The sequence below is a fragment of the Natronocalculus amylovorans genome (assembly GCF_023638035.1).
GTDB lineage: Archaea > Halobacteriota > Halobacteria > Halobacteriales > Haloferacaceae > Natronocalculus > Natronocalculus amylovorans.
In genome coordinates, this window is the sequence record NZ_JAKRVX010000001.1 from 388,988 (window position 1) to 408,538 (window position 19,551).

The window sequence follows — 19,551 nt, forward strand, 5'->3', positions numbered from 1 at the left end:
CGCCATGATCAGCAGCCAGTGCGTACTTGACTCTCTAAACCCTATATTAAGTCACTGTGCCGAGAGTTTTATCAGACGTCGATCGGAAAAAAATCGACACCGATGACGACGGACAGTTTTACGAGTTACCCCGGTTTGTCACTCACGCAGACGATGGCTTCACGTCTCGGCTAACAACAGTATACGAATCAAAGCTCACGCCAGGTGATCGTGTATTCGATGCAATGAGTAGCTGGATCTCGTTTCTCCCGGATGTTCAACTGGAGTACGTTGTTGGCCAAGGGCTCAACAAGGCCGAGCTCGAAGCGAACGACCGTTTAGACGAGTATTTTGTGCAGGATTTCAATAACGACCAAACACTTCCACTTAGCGAGAACTCGTTCGACATCGTCTGTTGTGCCCTGTCAGTGCAGTATCTGCAGTACCCTGGTGACCTGTTCAGCGAGTTTGGGCGTATCTTGACGCCGAACGGCTCTGCGATCGTGAGTTTCACCAATCGTATGTTTCCGACAAAAGCGATCCGTGCTTGGCGAACCCGATCGATGGACGAACGAGCGGCACTCGTCGAGGCGTACTATACCGCCGGAGGGTTCAGCGAAACGGAGCGAATCGTCGCCCAGCCGCAGACAGATCCCTTTTATGCGGTTATTGGTCGACAGCCGCCGGAGTAAGCGAACAGGCTCGGTGCTCGATCGTATTTCCAACCAGTGGGAATATATTGCGAGCGACTGCCACCAGGATACAAACAGGAGTGCAGTAACTGCTAGTCGGTTCTTTCTCAGGGCAGTGTTTCCCGAAGCAGTACTGGAGAAACGACTAGCCGCTCGGCAGATGATTATTAGGCTGAGTGACCGTCCCAATGCACCCCGCGTGCGACACCGACTTGAACAAACACCACTAATCGACTACTGTGTTAGGACTCCGGTATTTCGTCTGTGGCGGATGTGAGACGGTGTATGCAGACGTCGAGATGCCACCATGGTGCGCCAACTGTGATGACGACCCGATCGTCGAAATAGGACCCGAGAATCAGGCGCTTAACTACTTTACCGGACGGTAATCAAAAATCGGCTTGCAACCGTCCAGTGGAATACGTGAATGCTCCACGAACCATCGCAGCGGTGTGTCCGTTTTTATACGATGTTAAAAATACACCTCCACATCGACTGGGCTGCTGTGTTCGTCGAGGGAAACTGCCAGACAGACTAAAGCAGACAATCGGATTATTACAGAAACAACACAGACAAAACGAACGGAGGTAGTCGATCTATTCTCGGTCTCTCGGGCGGTAGCTGGCGATCAAAGCCTTGTGAGCAAAGATAGACTCCATCCACCAAAAAGGTAGTACGACCAACAGGTCGAACGGGGTATCCACCGTTCCAGCAGCCGTTCTCAACGAATAGCCCAGCAGATGGTGGATAGTGAGACAGACAACCGCTTTATGAATCCAATCCAATTGGTACAGCAGAGATGACAGAGACCACAACGAGCGGGCTCACGCGACTGCGTGGATCCGGCTATGGGGCGATTATTGCAGGTGTGTTTCTTGCAGTCCTCTCGCTCCTATTGCCATTCGTATACGCTGCTGCCGGAATACTGCTCATCGGGCTATTCGGTTGGATTACTGCTCGTCAAAAAAATGTGCCAACGACAGTTGCGATCGGTGTTATCGCGATCGGTGCGATCGGCGTTGTTGAAGCGCTCCCCGGAGTTGGTCTTGGGCTGTCTCCGCTTGTTTTGGCAGGCGTTGCCATCGCATTTGGGGTGTTTGATATTATTGCAGGCACCCTTCTCGATCGACTGCCTGGAAGGGCATGAACTACTGAGACTCAGTTGATTCAGCATCGTCATCTGACTCACCCAATCGTTTCGAGAGCCCATCAAGTCGGTCTTGTGCCGCTTGCTTCCGATCGACCTCCGTCTCAGGGAGATACTCCATCGATTCGATTGCAAACCGAACCGTGATTTCAAACACCGCCCCCTCATGTTGTCCATCTGTGGGCAGTGTCTCTTTTGGCACGTCGAGTTGTTCGATCGTCGTGCCATTTCGCTCAAGAAGGATCACCGCCGTTGTATCGTCAACGATGCGGTCAACGACACCTGTGTATACATGTGTGGTCATGGGTATGCAAGGGCTGGGGTTGAGATATCGAAGTGGTGGCCGATCGCACCAATCCGTTCGCTGTCATCATCGCGAGGTTTGAGCTCAAGAATCTCCGCAGGGTCGGTTGTCGCATCATCAGTCGAAGTGACGTCGATCGAGGTACCATCCGTGGTGAAGACAATATCACCGTGAATACCAGTCCAGTATGTCTCAATATCCATCTCCGCAAAGAGCTCAAGTACTTCGTCATGTGGATGTCCGTACTGGCTCTCAAAACCGCTTGAAATAATTGCAAAATCCGGCTGGACAGCGTTCATAAATGGTTCACTCGAGGATGTAGAAGAGCCGTGGTGCCCTGCGTGGTAGATATCGGCTTCAATCTCGTCACCCCACTCAGAGACCATTCGATCCTCGGCGTCGGCTTCTGTGTCACCAGTTGTGAGATATGTGATCTCTCCAACCGAAATTGCAAGTGCAATACTGTTGTAGTGTAGATCGGTTCCAGAATCACCCGCTGGTGGGTTGTGTACTGTGGCAATTACACCATCGTCTTCGATTGGTAGTTGATCGCCTTCTTCAGTGATAAACAGTTCAACATCGTATGCTTCAACGGCATCGAGATAGTTCTCGTATGTTTGTGAGGTGTGCGCAACGCCGGAGTCATAGACTGCACCAATACCATCCAGTTCGTCCTCAAAATGTGCAATAACAGCGGCGTGACCACCAATGTGATCCGCATGTGGATGTGTCCCAACGAGATGGTCAATGCGATCGATGTCGTGTGACTCCATGTACGAAATTACATGCTGTCCATCCTGTCGCCAATCGCCAGTGTCAATAAGAATTGTTTCGCCAGATGGAGTCACGATGAGTGTTGCATCCCCCTGTCCGACATCAATATGATGGAACTGCACCTCACCATCAACTGCTCCGGCAACCGACTCATCGGCTGGTGTTGGTTCAGTGGATTGATTGTCATCCTCGACACCAGATTCACCTCCCATGGATATCTCACCGCCAAGACATCCACCAGTAACGAGTATGCCAACAACAGCGAGTATCAGTATCTTACGGTTCATGTGGTAGACACTCGCGAACCGTCTACTTGTACATACTGAACTATCACAGAGTGGTTTAGTCAAATATGGTACGTATTTGTGGATTGATTCTAATCAGTACGAGTGAGTCGGATTTGCCAACAACAAACACCCGATCGCCTTCCTGAACTGTTGGAAGTTCACTGCGTGGCACAGCATACTGTGCAATGGTCTCCTGCTCCAGTTCCACTAACAGAACAACGTGTGTCTCATCAACAATTCTGTCAACTGTTGCTCGATAGCACATACCGACGTGCTTTGGATCGACCGAGGAATGTGGGGAAACCGTTTTGATCGCATCCTGTTGAATGGAGCACAGCGCGATCGAACAGAGCGCCAGACAGTGGCGAATCAACGACCGTCGCGAAAAGCACGTAGCAGAGAGTGGAGTCATCGGGTTCTGTGGGCCCACAATCGAACATAAAGCTGAGGGAAGAGACGACAATCAGTACCGATATACTGCATCGACGATACCAGCGGTCTGTCCAATGAGAACTGCTCCGACACCACCAATGGTGGCGGTACTACCAACAGTAGTAAACACGACATTGAGTGAGTACAGACAGAGGCCAACAACTGATAGTGCCGCTCCACCGAAGTAGATCCACTTTCCCTCACTGACAGCAGTGCCGGTGAATAGGTAGCCAACAGTTGGTAAGAGCATCCATCCGTACAGCGATAGAATCTGTAGCAGTTGTGATTCAGTGTAGAGACCGATCGCACCGGTGGTCGTAATAACAAATCCAACAGTGATGATGAGCCACCACACACGGAGTGTACCAGTTTTCATTTCTGTTCGTCCAGTGACTGAAAACAGCCCCAACAAGATTGCCATCACAACATGACCAACAAACACAGCGTGCGTGCTTAGCGTCCCAAGAAGTCCAAAGAGTGCGAACAACCATGCAAGTGGGACCAACAATACCGGACCAAACTCACGAAAGCGTCGGAGCATACCGACCGTAGAAGCCGGAGAAATATCAACCTAAACGTAAATTATCGCTCTTCGGTACGCGGTTCCTCAAGAACGACCTCGATAATTTCAATGTCTCGGTCCCGATACTCAATTGTTAACCGGCGGACAACAAAGTAACCGCCAACTGCAAGCGCGAACGCAATGATCAAATTTCCAATCAACAATCGGCGCATGATATTGATTGCGGCATCGATGAGTGTGATGTCGAACAAAATGACCGGCTCCGGTGAAAAAAGAACGGAGCCAATTCGATAGCTCGCAAGGTAGACGAGTGGTTTTACGATCGGATTGAGTACAACAACAGAGCTAAACAGGGCGACTTTATTGATCCACGAAAACGCGTACGCGAGAAGCACAAATACCCCAAGTCCGGTTCCGAGTGTTGGCAGCGCCGTGATGAAAATACCGATCGCAAAGCTGAGACCGATCTGATGCGGCGTGTGTGACTCCTGAAACGCAGCAATGAGGGCCGATCGAACACGTTCACGATAGGCACCAAGCCGCTGACGTATCATACAAGACCTACTGGTTGCTACGATTGTGCCAACTAATAGTTGCTGGTCACTCGTGATGGGCAAAAACCGATTTGGAGACCGCGTATCGGCTTTTACATGGTTTGCTTGCCATTGACATGTTAATTCTTTCAATTACGATTTAATTAATTATTTTAAGTATCATAAACATTCGAATAATTTCATATCAAATCCGCGTTATTAGTAAATTGTAATGTCTGAATCAACGATGAAATCGTACTTGGCGGACCACCCACGAATGATCGGCGCAGTGTTTATGATGCTGTTGCTACTGACACAAGCAGGGAATGCAGCAGCGGGACCGATCACCATTATTTCTGGACCGTAAGATCCTGAATAGAATTAATATCGTTGCTCCAATATAGTTGATGATTGAACAAAATAGGGATCTCGTTTGTGGATAACAGAGAATCAATTGTTGGTGTGTCAAGCTGATATTTACAACCGGTAGTTGAGCTTAAATAGTGTTTTTTATTATTTTTAATACCTGGAGACATGAGTGTCCCCATTCCCTCAGTGTGGGTTGTATAAGATTCAAAGCTTACATCTAAACAAGACTCTGTTTCAATTATATTAAAAATGATAGGTATACCACTAACAGGCTGTGCAATGGTTAAACCGCCATCTCCAATAACAATATAGTCAGTCCCACTCACACTATCTATTCTTGCGATATCAAGCGCTGGACGAAATGGAAAACCACTATTGAGTAGTTTTGCAATTGTGGAACCAATTTGTACTGCGCCACTATTTATGACGTCAGTGAGTGTTGCGATACCTGCAATGGCGCCCGCATCAAGTAAGGCCATTCCTTGGTCGTATGACTGGCAGGCATTAAGAAAGAATGAATCAATACCGGTCGTAGAGAGTGATCGTACATCAAATAGACCATCAGTGCATCTGAACCCATCTGTTTCAATATGTCCAATATAATGTAGAAAATCTGAATCTTCAACCAACACATCACGGAGTCCATCGCAAGTGAGGTTTTGATACAAAGAAATTTCGAATGGGAGATCTGCACGTGATCCGTATACAGCATCAACAATGGCATGTTCCTGTACCATCTGTGGATCATTGCAGACGACGGTGATTGAGATATCGCCGTCCATCACTGCCCGATCAAGTCGGTTTTGGTACGCTGCAAGCGTTGGTTTACTCGCACCGATCGGTGTTTCCTCCCCGATCCAGGCCTGTTCAAGTGAATCTGTTGTCTCTGGTTGAACAAATGAGTTTGAAAGGTGACTTGCAGAAGAGCTCCCACTGTGCCGCGTGAACTCTCCTGCGTCTAGTGGTTTATCTCGAAGAAAGTCTGCGACGATTTCGGAATCAGTTGGCTTGCTTGACACGGGTGTTGTCGTAGTTGGTGTCCGAAGAATTGCAAGATCATTCACCAAGAATGGGAGCATCTCCATACTATCCGGAACAGGATCAATATGTGTAGTAAGTTTCCATGCAGGAACGTATGGTTCTACCACAGTATATGGTATGGAGAGATACTGTTCTAAACGGGACGCAATTGACTCATCGTAGAGCGTTTGGAAATCAAGATTGACAACGGATTCAATCGCTGATCGCTCATGCAACGTAACGGGATACAATCCTTCAGTTCGGGTGACACAGTCAAGTAAAAAGGTCTGTTTGAGGAGTTCTTCAATAGTCTGTTCAAATGCAAGGCCGTCCCCTAATTCGTACTCAAATCCCGTTTCTGTAACTATGCGTGGTGTATCTGCGGGTCTAACGGTTGCACCAAGGTAGTATACAAGCGGTGCGATAGGGTACAGATACTTGAAATCAGGAGGTATTTCGATTGTAATTCCGGTATTGGGTGGTTGAAGACCGCTTGGAATAAGAAGCTCATCTCCACGTTTGATCGTTGGCGGGTGTCCTCTGAGCGTTGGGTATGATCGCTCAGGGGACGTTGTTTTAAGCGCAGACCCAAAGGTAGACATTACAGCCATCAAATCATGTGGGTCGCTTGTTGTAGTGATCGTTGCTGCAGGCCGTTCATGCTTCGATCGCGCACCGATTACAACAGGTGTTGCTGATCCAAACGAAACCGTGGTTTCTGCACACGTTGAAGAAATGGTCACAGGAGCAGTGACACGAAGGTATAGTTTGATTGGAGTGCAAAGTTCTATACTGTACGTATCCGCGGGCAACTCCTCAGAAGCGAAATGGCCGGTTTGAGCAACCATTTGGCCGGTGTCATCACGGACACAAATACTCACGACTGTTGAAAGGTTAATTGAGCGAATCTGCGTAGCAACAGCATTGTCAACGGGGAATTGGAATCTAGTAATATCTGCAGTCGTAAGTGATACCGTAGGAACCGCAGTAAAATGATACTGTCTTCGCTCGATGCGATCAGAGACTTGTATTGTTTCGTTACCAATAGTATCGAACCTGACGCTATCACTCCCGTCTAGTTGCTCAGCGACGACGCCAGGATCATTCTGTGACATTCAGCTATCCATGAAATTACGTACCAAGAGCAAAAAGATACCGGCGAACCGCTCAGTTATCGTGTAAACTCATGTAATAGTGCCGAGATTTCTGGAGACGGATCGTCAGCATCATCGATCAACTCGCTAACGTGAGCCGAAAGTGATGCAACACGATCTTTTGCCTCCTGATATGTTGGATCATTCTCATGGGGGCGTGGACCACATTCTTGTTCAATTGCCTGTAATTTCATTGAGAGGGCAAAATACTCTCGGACGCAGGAATTGAATGTACGAAGTGCCAACAACCGATCGACAGCGATCGACACAGTCTCGCTGGTTACTGGCTTACATAAGTATGCATCGAGAGGGCCTGAAAGAATATCTGTTGTGGGAACATCGGCACTAATCATTGCGATCGGGCACGGAGACTGTGCTCTGATCTCTGTTGCGACGTCTGTGCCGTCCACATGAGGCATCCGTTTATCTAGTAGAACCGCGGAAATGTCCGAATCAAACTTTTTGATGGCTTCTTCACCATCGCTTGCAAGCCGTACATTCCATTTGTTGCCGAGCCAGATTCGATACAGCTCTCTGAGCCCTGGCTCATCTTCTGCAACAAGTATTGTCCCACTTGGTGGGGTGCTATCGGCTAACATATAACTGCGGCCTGTCTGCTGAATATGTTATCACAAGAGGTTATGTATCTTACTCTCGTCCGACTACCGGTGACCGTCAGCACAACCTTTATCAACATATCACGTGATTCACAAATGAAACGATGCGACCAGACGGCTCGGACCGTCAATCTGCAGAGTCCCGAGCGGTAGGTCTCATCACCGAGTTAGACAACCTGAAGCGAACAGGCTCTAATCTACTTATTGTTGGTAAAAGTCGTCATACTGCACATCCAAAGGCATGTACGTCACTGCTTGGATCAGATGACGCGGGGCCACGACACCGTCTGTTTGTTACCATAGACCCGACAACAATAGTTGAAAACCGTCTCAAATATACCGCATCTGAACGAGTTGACAGTAGTCTGGGGGTGATCAAATATACACAGCTAGCACGTGGCAGTGCAGTCACATCAGCACAAGAACAATCCCTTACACGCCCATCAAAACGAGAGGCCTATGCTGAAGATATTGGCGCAGTTGGTATTGAACTCTCAGAACAGATTGCTCAGATAGAAGCCGCACACGGGAGACTTGCACCCGCAGCCCTTCGCGTGTGTATTGACTCTGTCATCCCGCTCTTCGAGTCGTATGATCAAGAGATTGTGTTCCGATTCCTCAGGCTTGTTACCGATCGAATCAGAAGTGTACACGGGATGGGACATGTCCACATTCAGACTGATCGAGATGCTCGATATGTAAAACTGATCGAGCCACTGTTTGACGCAGTTATCGAGCTTAAACAAGAAAATGGGTCTGTCTACCAGCAGTGGGACCTCAGAGAGAGTGGTCTCTCAACAGACTGGCTCGAAGTCTCCGAGTAGCAACTGCATGCTATCGGCAAGAGTTAACTAACTGACCAGATATATGTGTGACGTGCAGACAGATCACCGCGTATTTGTGGGTGATTCTCGTTCGTTATCGGCAGTGCCAACCAGTTCTGTTGAGCTTGTCATCACCTCACCTCCGTACCCCATGGTTGAATTATGGGACGACTTATTTACAGAGCTGTCACCAAGCGTCGGTGATGCGTTATCAGCAGGCAACGGCCAAGTAGCATGTGAGCAGATGCACGCCGAACTCGATCGTGTGTGGGACGAGGTATCTCGGATCTTGGTTGATGGCGGTATTGCGTGTATCAATATTGGTGATGCAACACGATCGATCGACAACTCCTTCCAACTATTTGCAAATCACGCACGAATTATCCAAGCCTTTAAATCGCGTGATTTCACTGTCCTCCCTGATATCCTTTGGCGAAAGCCGACAAACAGGGGAACAAAATTCATGGGCTCAGGAATGGTCCCACCAAACGCATACGTGTCTCACGAACACGAATATATACTCATTTTCCGAAACGGTCGTGTCACCAGATCGTTCGAGCCAAATGCATCCGATCGGTATCAGGCAGCGTATTTTTGGGAAGAACGTAATCGTTGGTTTTCAGATGTTTGGACGGATATTCGAGGGGCGACACAGGTAGGAGACGACGCTGATGCACGGGAACGGACAGGTGCGTACCCGTTTGAGATTCCGTATCGACTCATCCACATGTATTCCATATACGGTGATACCGTAGTAGATCCGTTCTGGGGAACAGGGACAACAACGCTTGCAGCGATGGTATCGGGACGAAATTCGATCGGTTCGGAGCTGCGTGAATCCTATGTCGATCGCTTCTCAGACCGCATCGAGTCTGTTGTGGAATTGTCGGAAACCGTGGCACGCGATCGCCTCGTCGCTCATAAAGAGTTTGTCGCACAACAGCGAGCAGAGAGCGAGACCCCTGCATACGAGGCAGAAAATTATGAGACGCAGGTTGTGACAAAGCAAGAACGTGGAATGCAACTATACACCATCTCGGATGTAGCTGAAACAGCGGATGGATATACAGTTGATCATAAGCCTGTTCGATCAATTAAAACGCAAGATCAAAGCAGTGTTTAGAGCTCGTACAAGGTACCGTATTTTTCAGTGACGTAGTCAAGGAAGTATTCCGCGGTGAAGTCTTCGCCAGTTGCTTCGACAACAAGCTCGTTCGTTTTGTACAGCTGACCGTGCTGGTGGATGTTTTCACGAAGCCACAGTGTAAGCGCGTCAAATTCGCCGGCGCGGAACTGCTCATCAAGATTCCCAAGTTCGTCTTCAGCCGCAGCAAACAGCTGTGCAGCCATGACACTCCCGAGCGAGTAGGTTGGGAAGTAGCCAAAGCTTCCATGGCTCCAGTGGATATCTTGGAGACAGCCAACGGTATCAGTCTCCGGTCGGATGCCAAGGTACTCTTCGTAGAGATCGTTCCATCGCTCTGGGACATCGTCAACATCAAGATCGCCAGAAATGAGCTCCTGCTCGATCTCAAACCTGATGATGATGTGCATGTGGTATGTAAGCTCGTCCGACTCAACGCGGATGAAATTATCCTCATACACCTGGTTTGCGGATTCGTAGGCCGCTGCCGCGGTAAGATCGTCAGTGCCATCGAAGTGTTCTTTGACTGTTGGGAGGATGTGCTCCCAGAACGGTTGCGATCGGCCAACATGGTTCTCCCAGAGCCGCGACTGTGATTCATGCACGGAGAGATTACGTGATTCGCCAAGCGGCGTCCCGAAGTGATCCTGTGGGAGTCCAAGGTTGTACCACGCGTGCCCGAATTCGTGAATTGTTGCGGTAAGTGCACCTAACGGATCCGCTTCATCGAATCGAGTTGTGACACGGCAGTCAAACTGGTTGCCAGAGGTGAATGGGTGTGATGAGACATCCAGACGACCGCGATCCCAGTCGTAGTTAAGGATACTCAAAACATCACGCGAGAGATCTTCCTGAACAGACTCAGGATACGTTCCGGAGAATGCATTTGTTGTTACGTCTGCGTCAGAGTTTCTGATCTCCTCGATGAGCGGAACAAGCGTCTCTCGGAGCTCTTCGAGGATAGATTCGGCTTGCGAAAGCGGTAGCCATGGTTCGTAGTCCGCAAAGAGCACTGCATATGGGTCTGCATCGGGGTCGATGTATGCAGCGTACTCGCGCTTCAGTTCAACAAGCGTCTCCAAGTGTGGCGCAAACTGCTCGAAATCATCGTTCGCTTTTGCAGACTCCCATGCATTGAGCGCCTCGCTTGTCGTTTCCGAAATTTTTGAAACCAGTTCGGTTGGAACACGGTTTGCACGATCGTACTGTCGCCGAACCTCGCGGACGACTGCCGCCTGTTCATCCGACAGTTCCGTTGCTTCCAACTCGTCAAGGAGCGACCCGACATCACCATCGACAAGCAGTTCATGCGAAAGCGACGAAAGTGTGGAGAGCTGTTTCGATCGTGCAGGCGTCCCACCCGACGGCATCATAACCTGCTGATCCCATGAAAGAACACCTGAGGCACTCTGGACCGCACTAATCTGTTGAATCTCAGCACAGAGCTGATCATACGCGTCGATCTGTGCGTCTGTGGAGGCGTTTGTTGCCATTGTTGGTTCTTGTGCGCGGAAAGCGTAAGAATCCAAGGTATCCGGAGAAGGACGAAGAGCGTTAGAAGCGCTCAGCGCTTGTTTTATAAATTCGGTAGCAGCGTTCGACTACCTCGATCGACGCGCTCTCATTTTTTGTATGTGCTTGCCCAGGCTCAGATGCACCGCAAACCAGACACGTCGTTCCGTTCTGTGCAAGCCAGCCAGCATCCGTTGCATGCGGTTTCGTGACAAGTTGTGGTGAACCCTCTTGGGCATCCTGTGCTGCGGAGAGAACGAGCTCCGCAAACGCTTCATCATCACAGGCCATCGGCGGTAGATCCTGTTCAACGTCCCACTCAACGCCATCGATCGACTCAGTCTGTGCCAACTCAGCATAGCCACCGGGAACCGTTCGCTCGTCGATCGTGACGGTGCAGGTATCCGGAATGACGTTCCACGCGGAGCCACCTTCAATTTCGGTAACAACAACACTCCCATCAATTTCATGGCCGAGAACCGTTGCAGTTGGGACCGATAGCCCACGAACAGTGTCGACTGCATCACAGGCACGATAGATCGCATTGGTGCCGGCTTCAGGCTCGCTTGCATGCGCTGCGGCACCACGTGCAACAAGCGTCGAAGCCCGTCGCCCACGGTGTGCAACAACAACATCAGTGACCCCAGGTCCGGAGTAGTTTGTCGAGCCCTCCGCAACGATCGCATACTCCGGACAGAACCCATCGTCGATCGCCGCACGCGCACCAGTTCCACCGATCTCTTCACCAACAAAGCTTGCGAATACAAGTTCAGTTGCGTCCGAGAGCGCTGCATCCCGGAAGGCAAGCATTGCAGCTGCGACCGCGCCCTTCATATCGGCGGTCCCGCGGCCGTAAATCCGGCCATCTCGGGTTTCGACAACGTATCCGTCGTCGTCAAACTGTTCAGGAGCGGGTGGGACGACATCATGGTGACCAATCAAGGCAAGAGACTGTGTCGGATTGTCAGGCGATCGACGTGCAATGACGTTTCCGGCTGTATCACGAGTAACCGCGGCATCAGTCTCTGCCTGAAGCCATGACTCGATGTAATCCCCTGCAGCAGACGCATCCTCGTGGCTTGGAATCGATACAAGATCGACAGTTAGCTCGGTTAGTTCGCTCACGTCTGAGCATCCCAGCCAGTATATAAAAGCTTCAGTGGCAACGAACCAACGTGTCTGGTGGTGAACAGACTGGTTGAACACCCTTATGCGTTTGCCGGATAAAAAAGGCGTATGAATATAGTCCCGGACACGAGCGCGGTTATTGATGGCCGCGTGTCTGAGCGAATCGATGACGGGCGCTACGATGGGGCGACAATTTTGGTCCCCGAAGCAGTCATCGGTGAACTCGAAGCACAAGCAAACGCGGGGTATGACAGCGGGTGGGATGGGTTATCCGAGCTGCAAAAGCTCACCGACGCTGTTGACGCCGGCACGATCGAAATTAAATACATCGGCCGGCGCCCACGAGCAGATGAACAGCAGGGTGCAGGTGAAGGCGATATTGACGCACTGATCCGCGACCTCGCAGAAGACCACAATGCAACCTTGCTTACAAGCGATGTTGTTCAATCGGAGGTTGGGAAAGCGAAAGGCCTCAGTGTCGAATACGTTGAGCCACGAATCCGCGGCGATGAGGAGCTACCGATTTCGGAATACTTCACCGAGGAAACGATGTCTGTGCACCTGAAAGCAGGGACCAAGCCAAAGGCAAAGCGTGGTGCACTCAGCGGGATGAGCTATGAGACGATCGGAGACACGGCCTCAACGGACGAACAGATGGAAGAGTGGGCAGATGCGATCGAAACGCTTGCCCGAAAAAGCAGAGAGGGGTTCATTGAACTCTCCGAGCCCGGAATGAACATCGTCCAGTACAAAAACTACCGAATCGCGATCGCACGACCGCCGTTTTCGGATGGGATTGAGATCACCGCGGTTCGACCGATCGCAAAAACAACCTTGGACGATTATGAGTTCGCAGATGAGCTCCGCGATCGGTTCCTCGAACGCCAACGTGGTGTTCTCATCGCCGGGTCTCCGGGTGCAGGGAAATCGACATTCGCACAGGCAGTTGCAGAGTTCCTCAACGAAAACGACTATGCGGTCAAAACGATGGAGAAGCCGCGTGACCTCCAAGTTGGTCCGGAAATCACCCAATACACTGCATTGGCCGGCGATATGGAGAAGACAGCGGACTCGCTCTTGCTTGTTCGCCCGGACTACACGATCTACGATGAGGTCAGAAAAACCAAGGACTTCGGTGTGTTTGCGGATATGCGCCTTGCTGGTGTCGGAATGGTTGGGGTTGTCCACGCAACGCGGGCGATCGACGCACTCCAGCGGCTCATTGGTCGCGTCGAACTGGGGATGATTCCACAGGTCGTCGATACCGTTGTGTACATCGAAGAGGGACAAGTTCACACCGTCTACAACGTCAAGACTGAGGTGAAGGTTCCTGCAGGGCTCACAGCGGAGGACCTTGCACGGCCAGTGATTCAGGTTACTGACTTTGAGACCGGCCGCCCAGAGTACGAAATTTACACGTTTAACCGACAGGTTGTCACCGTCCCACTCAACGAAGACGAGACGGATGATACCGGTGTCGATCGGATTGCAAAGAAAGAGATCGAACGTGAGATTCGATCGGCTGCACGCGGGCACGTAGAAGTCGAACTCAAAGGCCAAAACACGGCAGTCGTCTATGTTGACGAAAATGACATCTCATATGTAATCGGGAAAGGCGGGGGCCGCATCTCTGATATTGAGGATCGACTCGGAATTAGCATCGATGTTCGAACCCACAGCGAGAAGCCGAAAAGCGCTGGTGGGGTTGCAGGTTCTGGACCGAAAACACAGTCAATGGAGCCACAGGGAGACGTTGTCCAACCGGAGATCACCTCACGCCATGTTGTAATTCGGATGGATGAACACGTCGGCGAGACCGTTGAAGTTCGTGCAGATGGGGAGTATCTCTTTACAGCGACCGTTGGCCGTGGCGGCGACATTCAAGTATCGCGTGGCTCTGCAATCGCAGAAGAGTTGGAAGATGCGATCGATCGGAAGCGACAGATCACTGTCGTGGCGACATAGATACAATAGGTACTACCACAGCGAAAGACGCCGTCCGGGTGTTGTTCTAAAGCCATAAAACCGACTACTAGCCCGTGTGATAAGTGTCTCACCACAGAGATATAGTGCACCAATACGCGAAAAATCATCACCAAGGTACGTATCCCAGCGGTGTTCACCACCTGGTGAAAGAGCCAGCAACCGGGGGTTCGGTCGGCCATCAATTTGGGCAAACAAATAGACTCCCCTCCGATCGGCAACAACAGATGATTGACGCCGGTAGGTTGCGTCGAGATCCCAACGATGTTCTCCATGAGTGAATCCATACGTAATGAGCCCGCGTCGAACGGGGACGTAAACGTGCTCGCTAGTTACGATTGGCGCAGCGCCGATCGCTTGTGGCATCGGCTCTATTGACCACCGTACAGAGCCGTCTGTACTGTTTATTGCAAGAATAGTATCTGTCTCGGTGTCCGGGTTGTGCAATGAGATAATAAGTGTGTCATCATGTACAGCCACGTCAATAAGCTCATGATGTGAATCAGCTGCTGGCTGCAGATACTGTGCAGTCCACTGTTCATCTCCATCCATAATCGAAGCAATGTGAACCGTATTGTCATCGACAGTTACAAAAAGCACCTGTTCACCGATTGCAACACAGTTTAGCTCTGATCGGCTGTTAACACGTGTTTGCCAGCGTTCGTTGCCACTGGTAGGGTCAAGTGCGAGTAGTTGTTCGTCTGCGGTGTAACACGCAACGATCGATTCAGTAGCGACAAGCGTATGTATGTCTTGATCAGTTTGATATCGCCATGTAACATCGCCGAACTCAGACTCAGTGCTGTTGACAGCAACAACTTCACCAGTGGAGCCCCCGATGAACACATATGAATCTGTTACAACTGGTGGTATTGCATACTGCGGCTCAAAGCGTGCAAAAGAGCCGTCGTATCCGTGTGGATCATATTTTGTGAGGACTGTCTCTTCGGCATCATACCACTGTTCTCGGTCCCAATCGAATTGGCGACCACTATACTGTCTAGCTCCAAATAAGGCCGTTTCACCAGCAACAATGGTAGTTGTGTGCGCAATCTGTTGACGGGACTCCCACACGCGCTCACCACCAGCAGCTTGATATCCACATCCAGCAAGGGATGCGATCGCACCGACACCAATGCTTGAGAGGAGGTCTCTTCGTGTGAGGTTCATGTGACCTCCCCTGCGAGCGATCGAAGGTTTTGAATCCGTGACCGCGTTTTCGGATGCGTATCTGGGAAGATATCTGTGCTGACAAGCTCTGCGGAATCAAACGTTCGCGCTTCCAGTGGTGCAAAATACAGCGCCTCTGTGCCACCATCAAGTGCGCGAAGATCAGCATCTGGAATTTCACTCATTGTTCCATCAATCGTCTCAAGTGCGGAGGCAAGTGCAAGCGGGTCACCAGTGAGTGATACTGCAGCACGATCGGCAGCATACTCTCGGTAGCGGGAAATGACACGGTGCATGAGTACGCTTGCAGCCCAAAACAGTGCAGAGATCGCAAGCGTCACCAGTGCGGAAATAATGATTGCGCCGATCGCAACCACAATTGCGCGGCCATCACCACTACCGCGGCTGCGAACTCCTCCACTGCCAAAAATACGTGCAAGCCCATACAGAACATAGCCTGCGGCCAACGCAAGGTAGTAGGTAATCGTTGGAAGGATCCACGCAACAGTCATCACTGTTGCATCTCGGTTTGCGAGATGTGCGATTTCGTGCGCTAAGACGCTATCAAGCTGCTCATCAGTCAGTGTCTCAAGCAGGCCAGTCGTAACAACGACTGTTCCGGGACCTCGAACAGATCCAACTGCAAACGCATTTGGTGTGCTATTTCTGGCGACTGCGACGGTTGGTGCCGGAATACCAGCTTGCCACGCAAGTCGTGTTACACGTGCATGAAGCGACGGATATGTATTCGCATCAACAACACGGGCGTTGAGTGAAGAGAGCATTCGGTTTGAGCCGTACCGGAGCTGGATACCGATTCCACCAACAACAAGAATCGAAAGGAACACTGGATCAATATAAAATTCACCGGGCCATGGCCGCTCAGTCAGCGCTTCCAGTAGCACGATGCCGATCGTATTCATTGCAAACACAAATGTGTAGACGAACGCGAATGGAAGGAGTGCAATCAAGACAACTGCAGTGATGATGCGAAGCTGAAGCTGGCGGTTCGGTTCCCAGTGCATCAGAACCACTGACGGGGAGAATCAACCAGATGGACCGCGTGGAAGGCAATCATATTATGTTGATTTTTTGTTGTAATATAAATACTTGTGGGGCCTTTTGCGAGCCATCAGAATCAGGTGCGCAAATTGGTAACATACATTGTTCCTAAACAATAACGCTTTTTTGAACCCCGCAGGAATCTTTTGTATATGACAGACGAGCTGAAACGGGGCTTGGAAGGCGTGCTTGTCGCGGAATCTGATCTGAGCTACATTGACGGGGATGTGGGTAAACTCGTATATCGGGGCTATGCGATCGAAGATCTCGCCGCAGATGCGAGCTACGAAGAGACGCTGTATCTCCTGTGGCATGACGAACTACCGACGCGCGCACAGCTCAATGAGTTCTCCGCGGCAATGGCTGCCGAGCGTGAACTTAACGATGGCGTGCGTTCGGTTATTCGTGAGTTAGCTGAGGCAGATGAGGACCCAATGGCCGCAGTTCGAACGATCGTCTCCTCGTTTTCAGCGTTCGATGATGATGCAGATGCGGATGTGACAGACCACGAAGCAAACATCCGAAAAAGCCGCCGAATCACCGCAAAAACAGCAACAGCGGTTGCAGCATACGATCGACTTCGGAACGGCAACGAGCCAGTTGAACCACGAGAAGACCTCAGCCATGCTGCGAACTTCCTCTACATGCTCAATAACGAGGAACCGGACGATGTGCTTGCCGAAACGTTTGATATGGCACTGGTTCTTCATGCGGATCACGGGCTCAACGCATCGACATTCTCTGCGATGGTTACCGCTTCAACGCTTGCGGATCTACATGCATCAGTGACGTCGGCGGTCGGCACGCTCTCAGGTGGACTTCACGGCGGTGCTAACGCAAATGTGATGCGGATGCTCAAAGAGATCGACGAGAGCGACAAAGATCCAATTACATGGGTTGAGGATGCACTTGATGATGGCCGTCGGGTTGCAGGGTTCGGACACCGTGTCTACAGTGTAAAAGATCCACGAGCAACGATCCTCGGCGCAAAAAGTGAGGAGCTTGGAGAGGCAGCAGGCGAGACAAAATGGTACGATATGTCTGTTGAAATTGAAGAGTATATTGTTGAAGAAAAAGGCATTGCGCCGAATGTTGATTTCTACTCTGCTTCGATGTACTACGTCATGGGTATCCCGATCGATCTATACACTCCAATCTTCGCAGTCAGTCGTGTTGGTGGCTGGATCGCACACATACTCGAGCAGTGGGAAGATAACCGATTAATTCGGCCACGTGCACGGTACGTTGGTGAGATGGACGCAGCGTTCGTTCCGATTGACGAGCGGTAGTCAGCAGACCAGTCGCTCACAATACTTGTTGTTACGAATTCACAGGTGGTGACGACACAGCATTTCAATCATTCGTCAGAGAGCACACAGTGTTGTACAAACATCCTCAAATTCTCGAAGTTATTCAGTCGCGACATCGCACAGAGGATGGAAAATTAGACGTATTGGAATAAAAAAGAACGTAGTGTTTAGTCATCGCTTGCAACGCTACCGCGATCGCGCATCATCCGTGTCGCTCTATCTGCCCACCCACTGTACTGGAATGCGATGACCACAAACGCGGCCATCCACAGATATGCAAGGAAGATGCCAACGTAGGCACCAACAATACCCCACTCAAGCACGACCACTGCAAGGTATGAAAATCCGACAAAGAATCCAAACATACCTGTGAGCCGGGCAATAAATGGAATGCGCGTCTCACTTGCACCCTGCAGCGATCCTGACACACCGACAAAGAGCGCAAGAACAGGGCCAGACAAGCCGTAGACAACGGCGAACTGTGTTGCATAGAACAGTTCTTCGCCATCTCCGCTGCCAAGGAGTTGTACCACCGGTTCTGCCTGCCACGCAAGGAGCAAGCCGATTGCACCAACAGTGAGGACGCTCAGCGATGCAACCGCCCATCCGTTAAATCGAGCAGTTGCTGGGTCACCATCGCCGAGCGCTTGTCCAACAACGATGCTTGCAGCGACATTATATCCACGGGCAAGCGGCCCGGTCACTTGCTGATAGACACGTCTCCCGATTTGGAACCCGGCATTGACCGAATCACCGAACCCAAGCAACAACGCATTAAATGGAAACTCTGCAACCTCCGCGACAAATCCTTCCGCCATTCGTGGGGTTGCAATCACAACCAGTTGCTTTGCGATCGTCCAATCACGTGGGCGAACGAGGTTGATTGACGATGCAGGTCGATAGATGACAACCAACAGTAGTACAGCGGTCACAACGTTTGCAACCGACGTTGCGATCCCAACCCCAACAACACCAAGCGTGGGCGCGCCAAACAATCCTAACCCGAGCAGGACGGAGCCGCCAATATTCAACGAGTTAGCAAACACGTTAACGTACATCGGCGTTTTGGTGTCACCAGTTCCCTGCAGCGCACGAGCGCCAATAAGTGCGATATGCCTGAATGGGGCAGTTGCAAAAATAATTGCAAGGTAGATTGCACCAAGCTGAACCGCTTCCTCACTCGCCGGAAATAGCCCAATTGCAAACTCACCCAAGAGAAATCCGAACACAACAAATGGAATCCCTGCAAGCGTCCCGATCAAAAGCGCTTGGGTTATCGCTTCACTCCGGTTTTTTTGTGCGCCGCTACCAGTATCTTGGCTCGACAGTGCGATCGCACCACCACCCATTCCGAGTCCAATTCGAAGGGGAAAGCGAGCATAAAGATCAGCTAACCCGATCGCAACAACCGCTGCAGGCGAAATTAGGGCAGCAATAATGATGTCAACCGTCCGCATCAACGTCCGAAACGTCTGCTCTGCCATCACTGGCCAAGCAAGCCCGAATATCCGCTTCCAGACGGCCTTCAGTCGCGCCCACTGCATGAGGGTACTTTGAGGAGTAGTTGTTTGATGCTATCGAATCCAG

Annotated in this window: 20 protein-coding genes; 8 read left to right on the forward strand and 12 right to left on the reverse strand. The window is 50.7% G+C overall.

Features of this window, described 5'->3' with window-relative positions; translation table 11 throughout:
• Nucleotides 1-56: 56 nt before the first annotated feature.
• The 3 genes from AArcSt2_RS02040 to AArcSt2_RS02050 all read left to right on the forward strand — a co-directional run bounded on the left by AArcSt2_RS02040 (nt 57) and on the right by AArcSt2_RS02050 (nt 1,818).
• Nucleotides 57-671, forward strand: coding sequence for a methyltransferase domain-containing protein (locus tag AArcSt2_RS02040; RefSeq protein ID WP_250582587.1), 615 nt, complete (start codon nt 57-59; stop codon nt 669-671).
• A gap of 239 nt (nt 672-910) precedes the next feature.
• Entirely contained in the window at nt 911-1,060 is a 150-nt protein-coding gene (locus tag AArcSt2_RS02045) for a hypothetical protein (RefSeq protein WP_174652755.1), read from the forward strand.
• Nucleotides 1,061-1,470: 410 nt separating this feature from the next.
• On the forward strand, nt 1,471-1,818 hold the full coding sequence (locus tag AArcSt2_RS02050; RefSeq protein WP_174652754.1) for a hypothetical protein: 348 nt from the start codon (nt 1,471-1,473) through the stop codon (nt 1,816-1,818).
• 1 nt (nt 1,819) lies between these two features.
• Here AArcSt2_RS02050 and AArcSt2_RS02055 read toward each other — a convergent pair whose 3' ends face one another.
• From AArcSt2_RS02055 to AArcSt2_RS02075, 5 genes are read right to left on the reverse strand one after another with little or no spacing between them, the layout of a single operon-like run.
• Nucleotides 1,820-2,122, reverse strand: a complete 303-nt coding sequence (locus AArcSt2_RS02055; RefSeq protein WP_174652753.1) for a DUF3006 domain-containing protein — start codon at nt 2,120-2,122, stop codon at nt 1,820-1,822.
• Nucleotides 2,119-3,183, reverse strand: coding sequence for a ComEC/Rec2 family competence protein (locus tag AArcSt2_RS02060; protein WP_250582589.1), 1,065 nt, complete (start codon nt 3,181-3,183; stop codon nt 2,119-2,121). Before AArcSt2_RS02060 ends, AArcSt2_RS02055 begins: the two co-directional genes overlap by 4 nt.
• 55 nt (nt 3,184-3,238) lie before the next feature.
• A complete protein-coding gene (locus AArcSt2_RS02065; protein ID WP_250582595.1) occupies nt 3,239-3,595 on the reverse strand; it encodes a DUF3006 domain-containing protein in 357 nt (118 codons plus the stop codon).
• Nucleotides 3,596-3,646: 51 nt separating this feature from the next.
• The gene (locus AArcSt2_RS02070) at nt 3,647-4,156 is read right to left on the reverse strand and encodes a hypothetical protein (protein ID WP_250582597.1); all 510 of its coding nucleotides are present in this window, start codon (nt 4,154-4,156) and stop codon (nt 3,647-3,649) included.
• A 41-nt stretch (nt 4,157-4,197) separates the two neighbouring features.
• Nucleotides 4,198-4,692 carry a DUF2062 domain-containing protein gene (locus AArcSt2_RS02075; protein WP_250582599.1) on the reverse strand — a complete coding sequence of 165 codons (495 nt, stop codon included), beginning with the start codon at nt 4,690-4,692 and terminating at the stop codon, nt 4,198-4,200.
• Nucleotides 4,693-4,903: 211 nt separating this feature from the next.
• Here AArcSt2_RS02075 and AArcSt2_RS16670 point away from each other — a divergent pair, with 211 nt between their 5' ends.
• Nucleotides 4,904-5,038 carry a DUF7503 family protein gene (locus tag AArcSt2_RS16670; RefSeq protein ID WP_302928043.1) on the forward strand — a complete coding sequence of 45 codons (135 nt, stop codon included), beginning with the start codon at nt 4,904-4,906 and terminating at the stop codon, nt 5,036-5,038.
• Here the strand turns inward: AArcSt2_RS16670 and AArcSt2_RS02080 are convergent.
• Both AArcSt2_RS02080 and AArcSt2_RS02085 read right to left on the reverse strand, forming a co-directional pair.
• Nucleotides 5,022-7,175, reverse strand: coding sequence for a hypothetical protein (locus tag AArcSt2_RS02080; protein WP_250582601.1), 2,154 nt, complete (start codon nt 7,173-7,175; stop codon nt 5,022-5,024). The genes AArcSt2_RS16670 and AArcSt2_RS02080 overlap by 17 nt on opposite strands.
• 56 nt (nt 7,176-7,231) lie before the next feature.
• Complete coding sequence (locus AArcSt2_RS02085) at nt 7,232-7,813, reverse strand: response regulator (RefSeq protein ID WP_250582603.1); 582 nt, start codon at nt 7,811-7,813, stop codon at nt 7,232-7,234.
• A gap of 122 nt (nt 7,814-7,935) precedes the next feature.
• Here AArcSt2_RS02085 and AArcSt2_RS02090 point away from each other — a divergent pair, with 122 nt between their 5' ends.
• Both AArcSt2_RS02090 and AArcSt2_RS02095 read left to right on the forward strand, forming a co-directional pair.
• Nucleotides 7,936-8,655, forward strand: a complete 720-nt coding sequence (locus tag AArcSt2_RS02090) for a DUF7504 family protein (protein WP_250582605.1) — start codon at nt 7,936-7,938, stop codon at nt 8,653-8,655.
• A gap of 52 nt (nt 8,656-8,707) precedes the next feature.
• Complete coding sequence (locus AArcSt2_RS02095) at nt 8,708-9,778, forward strand: DNA-methyltransferase (protein ID WP_425493636.1); 1,071 nt, start codon at nt 8,708-8,710, stop codon at nt 9,776-9,778.
• Here the strand turns inward: AArcSt2_RS02095 and AArcSt2_RS02100 are convergent.
• Both AArcSt2_RS02100 and AArcSt2_RS02105 read right to left on the reverse strand, forming a co-directional pair.
• The gene (locus tag AArcSt2_RS02100; protein WP_250582609.1) at nt 9,775-11,292 is read right to left on the reverse strand and encodes a carboxypeptidase M32; all 1,518 of its coding nucleotides are present in this window, start codon (nt 11,290-11,292) and stop codon (nt 9,775-9,777) included. The two genes, AArcSt2_RS02095 and AArcSt2_RS02100, sit on opposite strands and share 4 nt — an antisense overlap.
• A gap of 61 nt (nt 11,293-11,353) precedes the next feature.
• Nucleotides 11,354-12,436, reverse strand: a complete 1,083-nt coding sequence (locus AArcSt2_RS02105; protein WP_250582611.1) for a M20 family metallopeptidase — start codon at nt 12,434-12,436, stop codon at nt 11,354-11,356.
• Between the two features lie 111 nt (nt 12,437-12,547).
• Between AArcSt2_RS02105 and AArcSt2_RS02110 the strand changes: the two genes are divergently transcribed.
• Nucleotides 12,548-14,404 (forward strand): PINc/VapC family ATPase, encoded by a 1,857-nt coding sequence (locus tag AArcSt2_RS02110; RefSeq protein ID WP_250582613.1) that lies wholly within the window; start codon nt 12,548-12,550, stop codon nt 14,402-14,404.
• Nucleotides 14,405-14,416: 12 nt separating this feature from the next.
• Here the strand turns inward: AArcSt2_RS02110 and AArcSt2_RS02115 are convergent, their stop codons facing one another.
• Both AArcSt2_RS02115 and AArcSt2_RS02120 read right to left on the reverse strand, forming a co-directional pair.
• Nucleotides 14,417-15,592 carry an outer membrane protein assembly factor BamB family protein gene (locus AArcSt2_RS02115; protein WP_250582615.1) on the reverse strand — a complete coding sequence of 392 codons (1,176 nt, stop codon included), beginning with the start codon at nt 15,590-15,592 and terminating at the stop codon, nt 14,417-14,419.
• Nucleotides 15,589-16,617, reverse strand: a complete 1,029-nt coding sequence (locus AArcSt2_RS02120) for a M48 family metalloprotease (protein WP_250582617.1) — start codon at nt 16,615-16,617, stop codon at nt 15,589-15,591. Before AArcSt2_RS02120 ends, AArcSt2_RS02115 begins: the two co-directional genes overlap by 4 nt.
• 189 nt (nt 16,618-16,806) lie before the next feature.
• On the opposite strand from AArcSt2_RS02120, the gene citZ reads away from it, so the two are divergent.
• On the forward strand, nt 16,807-17,943 hold the full coding sequence (gene citZ / locus AArcSt2_RS02125) for a citrate synthase (protein WP_250582619.1): 1,137 nt from the start codon (nt 16,807-16,809) through the stop codon (nt 17,941-17,943).
• Nucleotides 17,944-18,131: 188 nt separating this feature from the next.
• Here the strand turns inward: citZ and AArcSt2_RS02130 are convergent, their stop codons facing one another.
• Entirely contained in the window at nt 18,132-19,508 is a 1,377-nt protein-coding gene (locus tag AArcSt2_RS02130; RefSeq protein ID WP_174652739.1) for an MATE family efflux transporter, read from the reverse strand.
• Nucleotides 19,509-19,551: the final 43 nt, after the last annotated feature.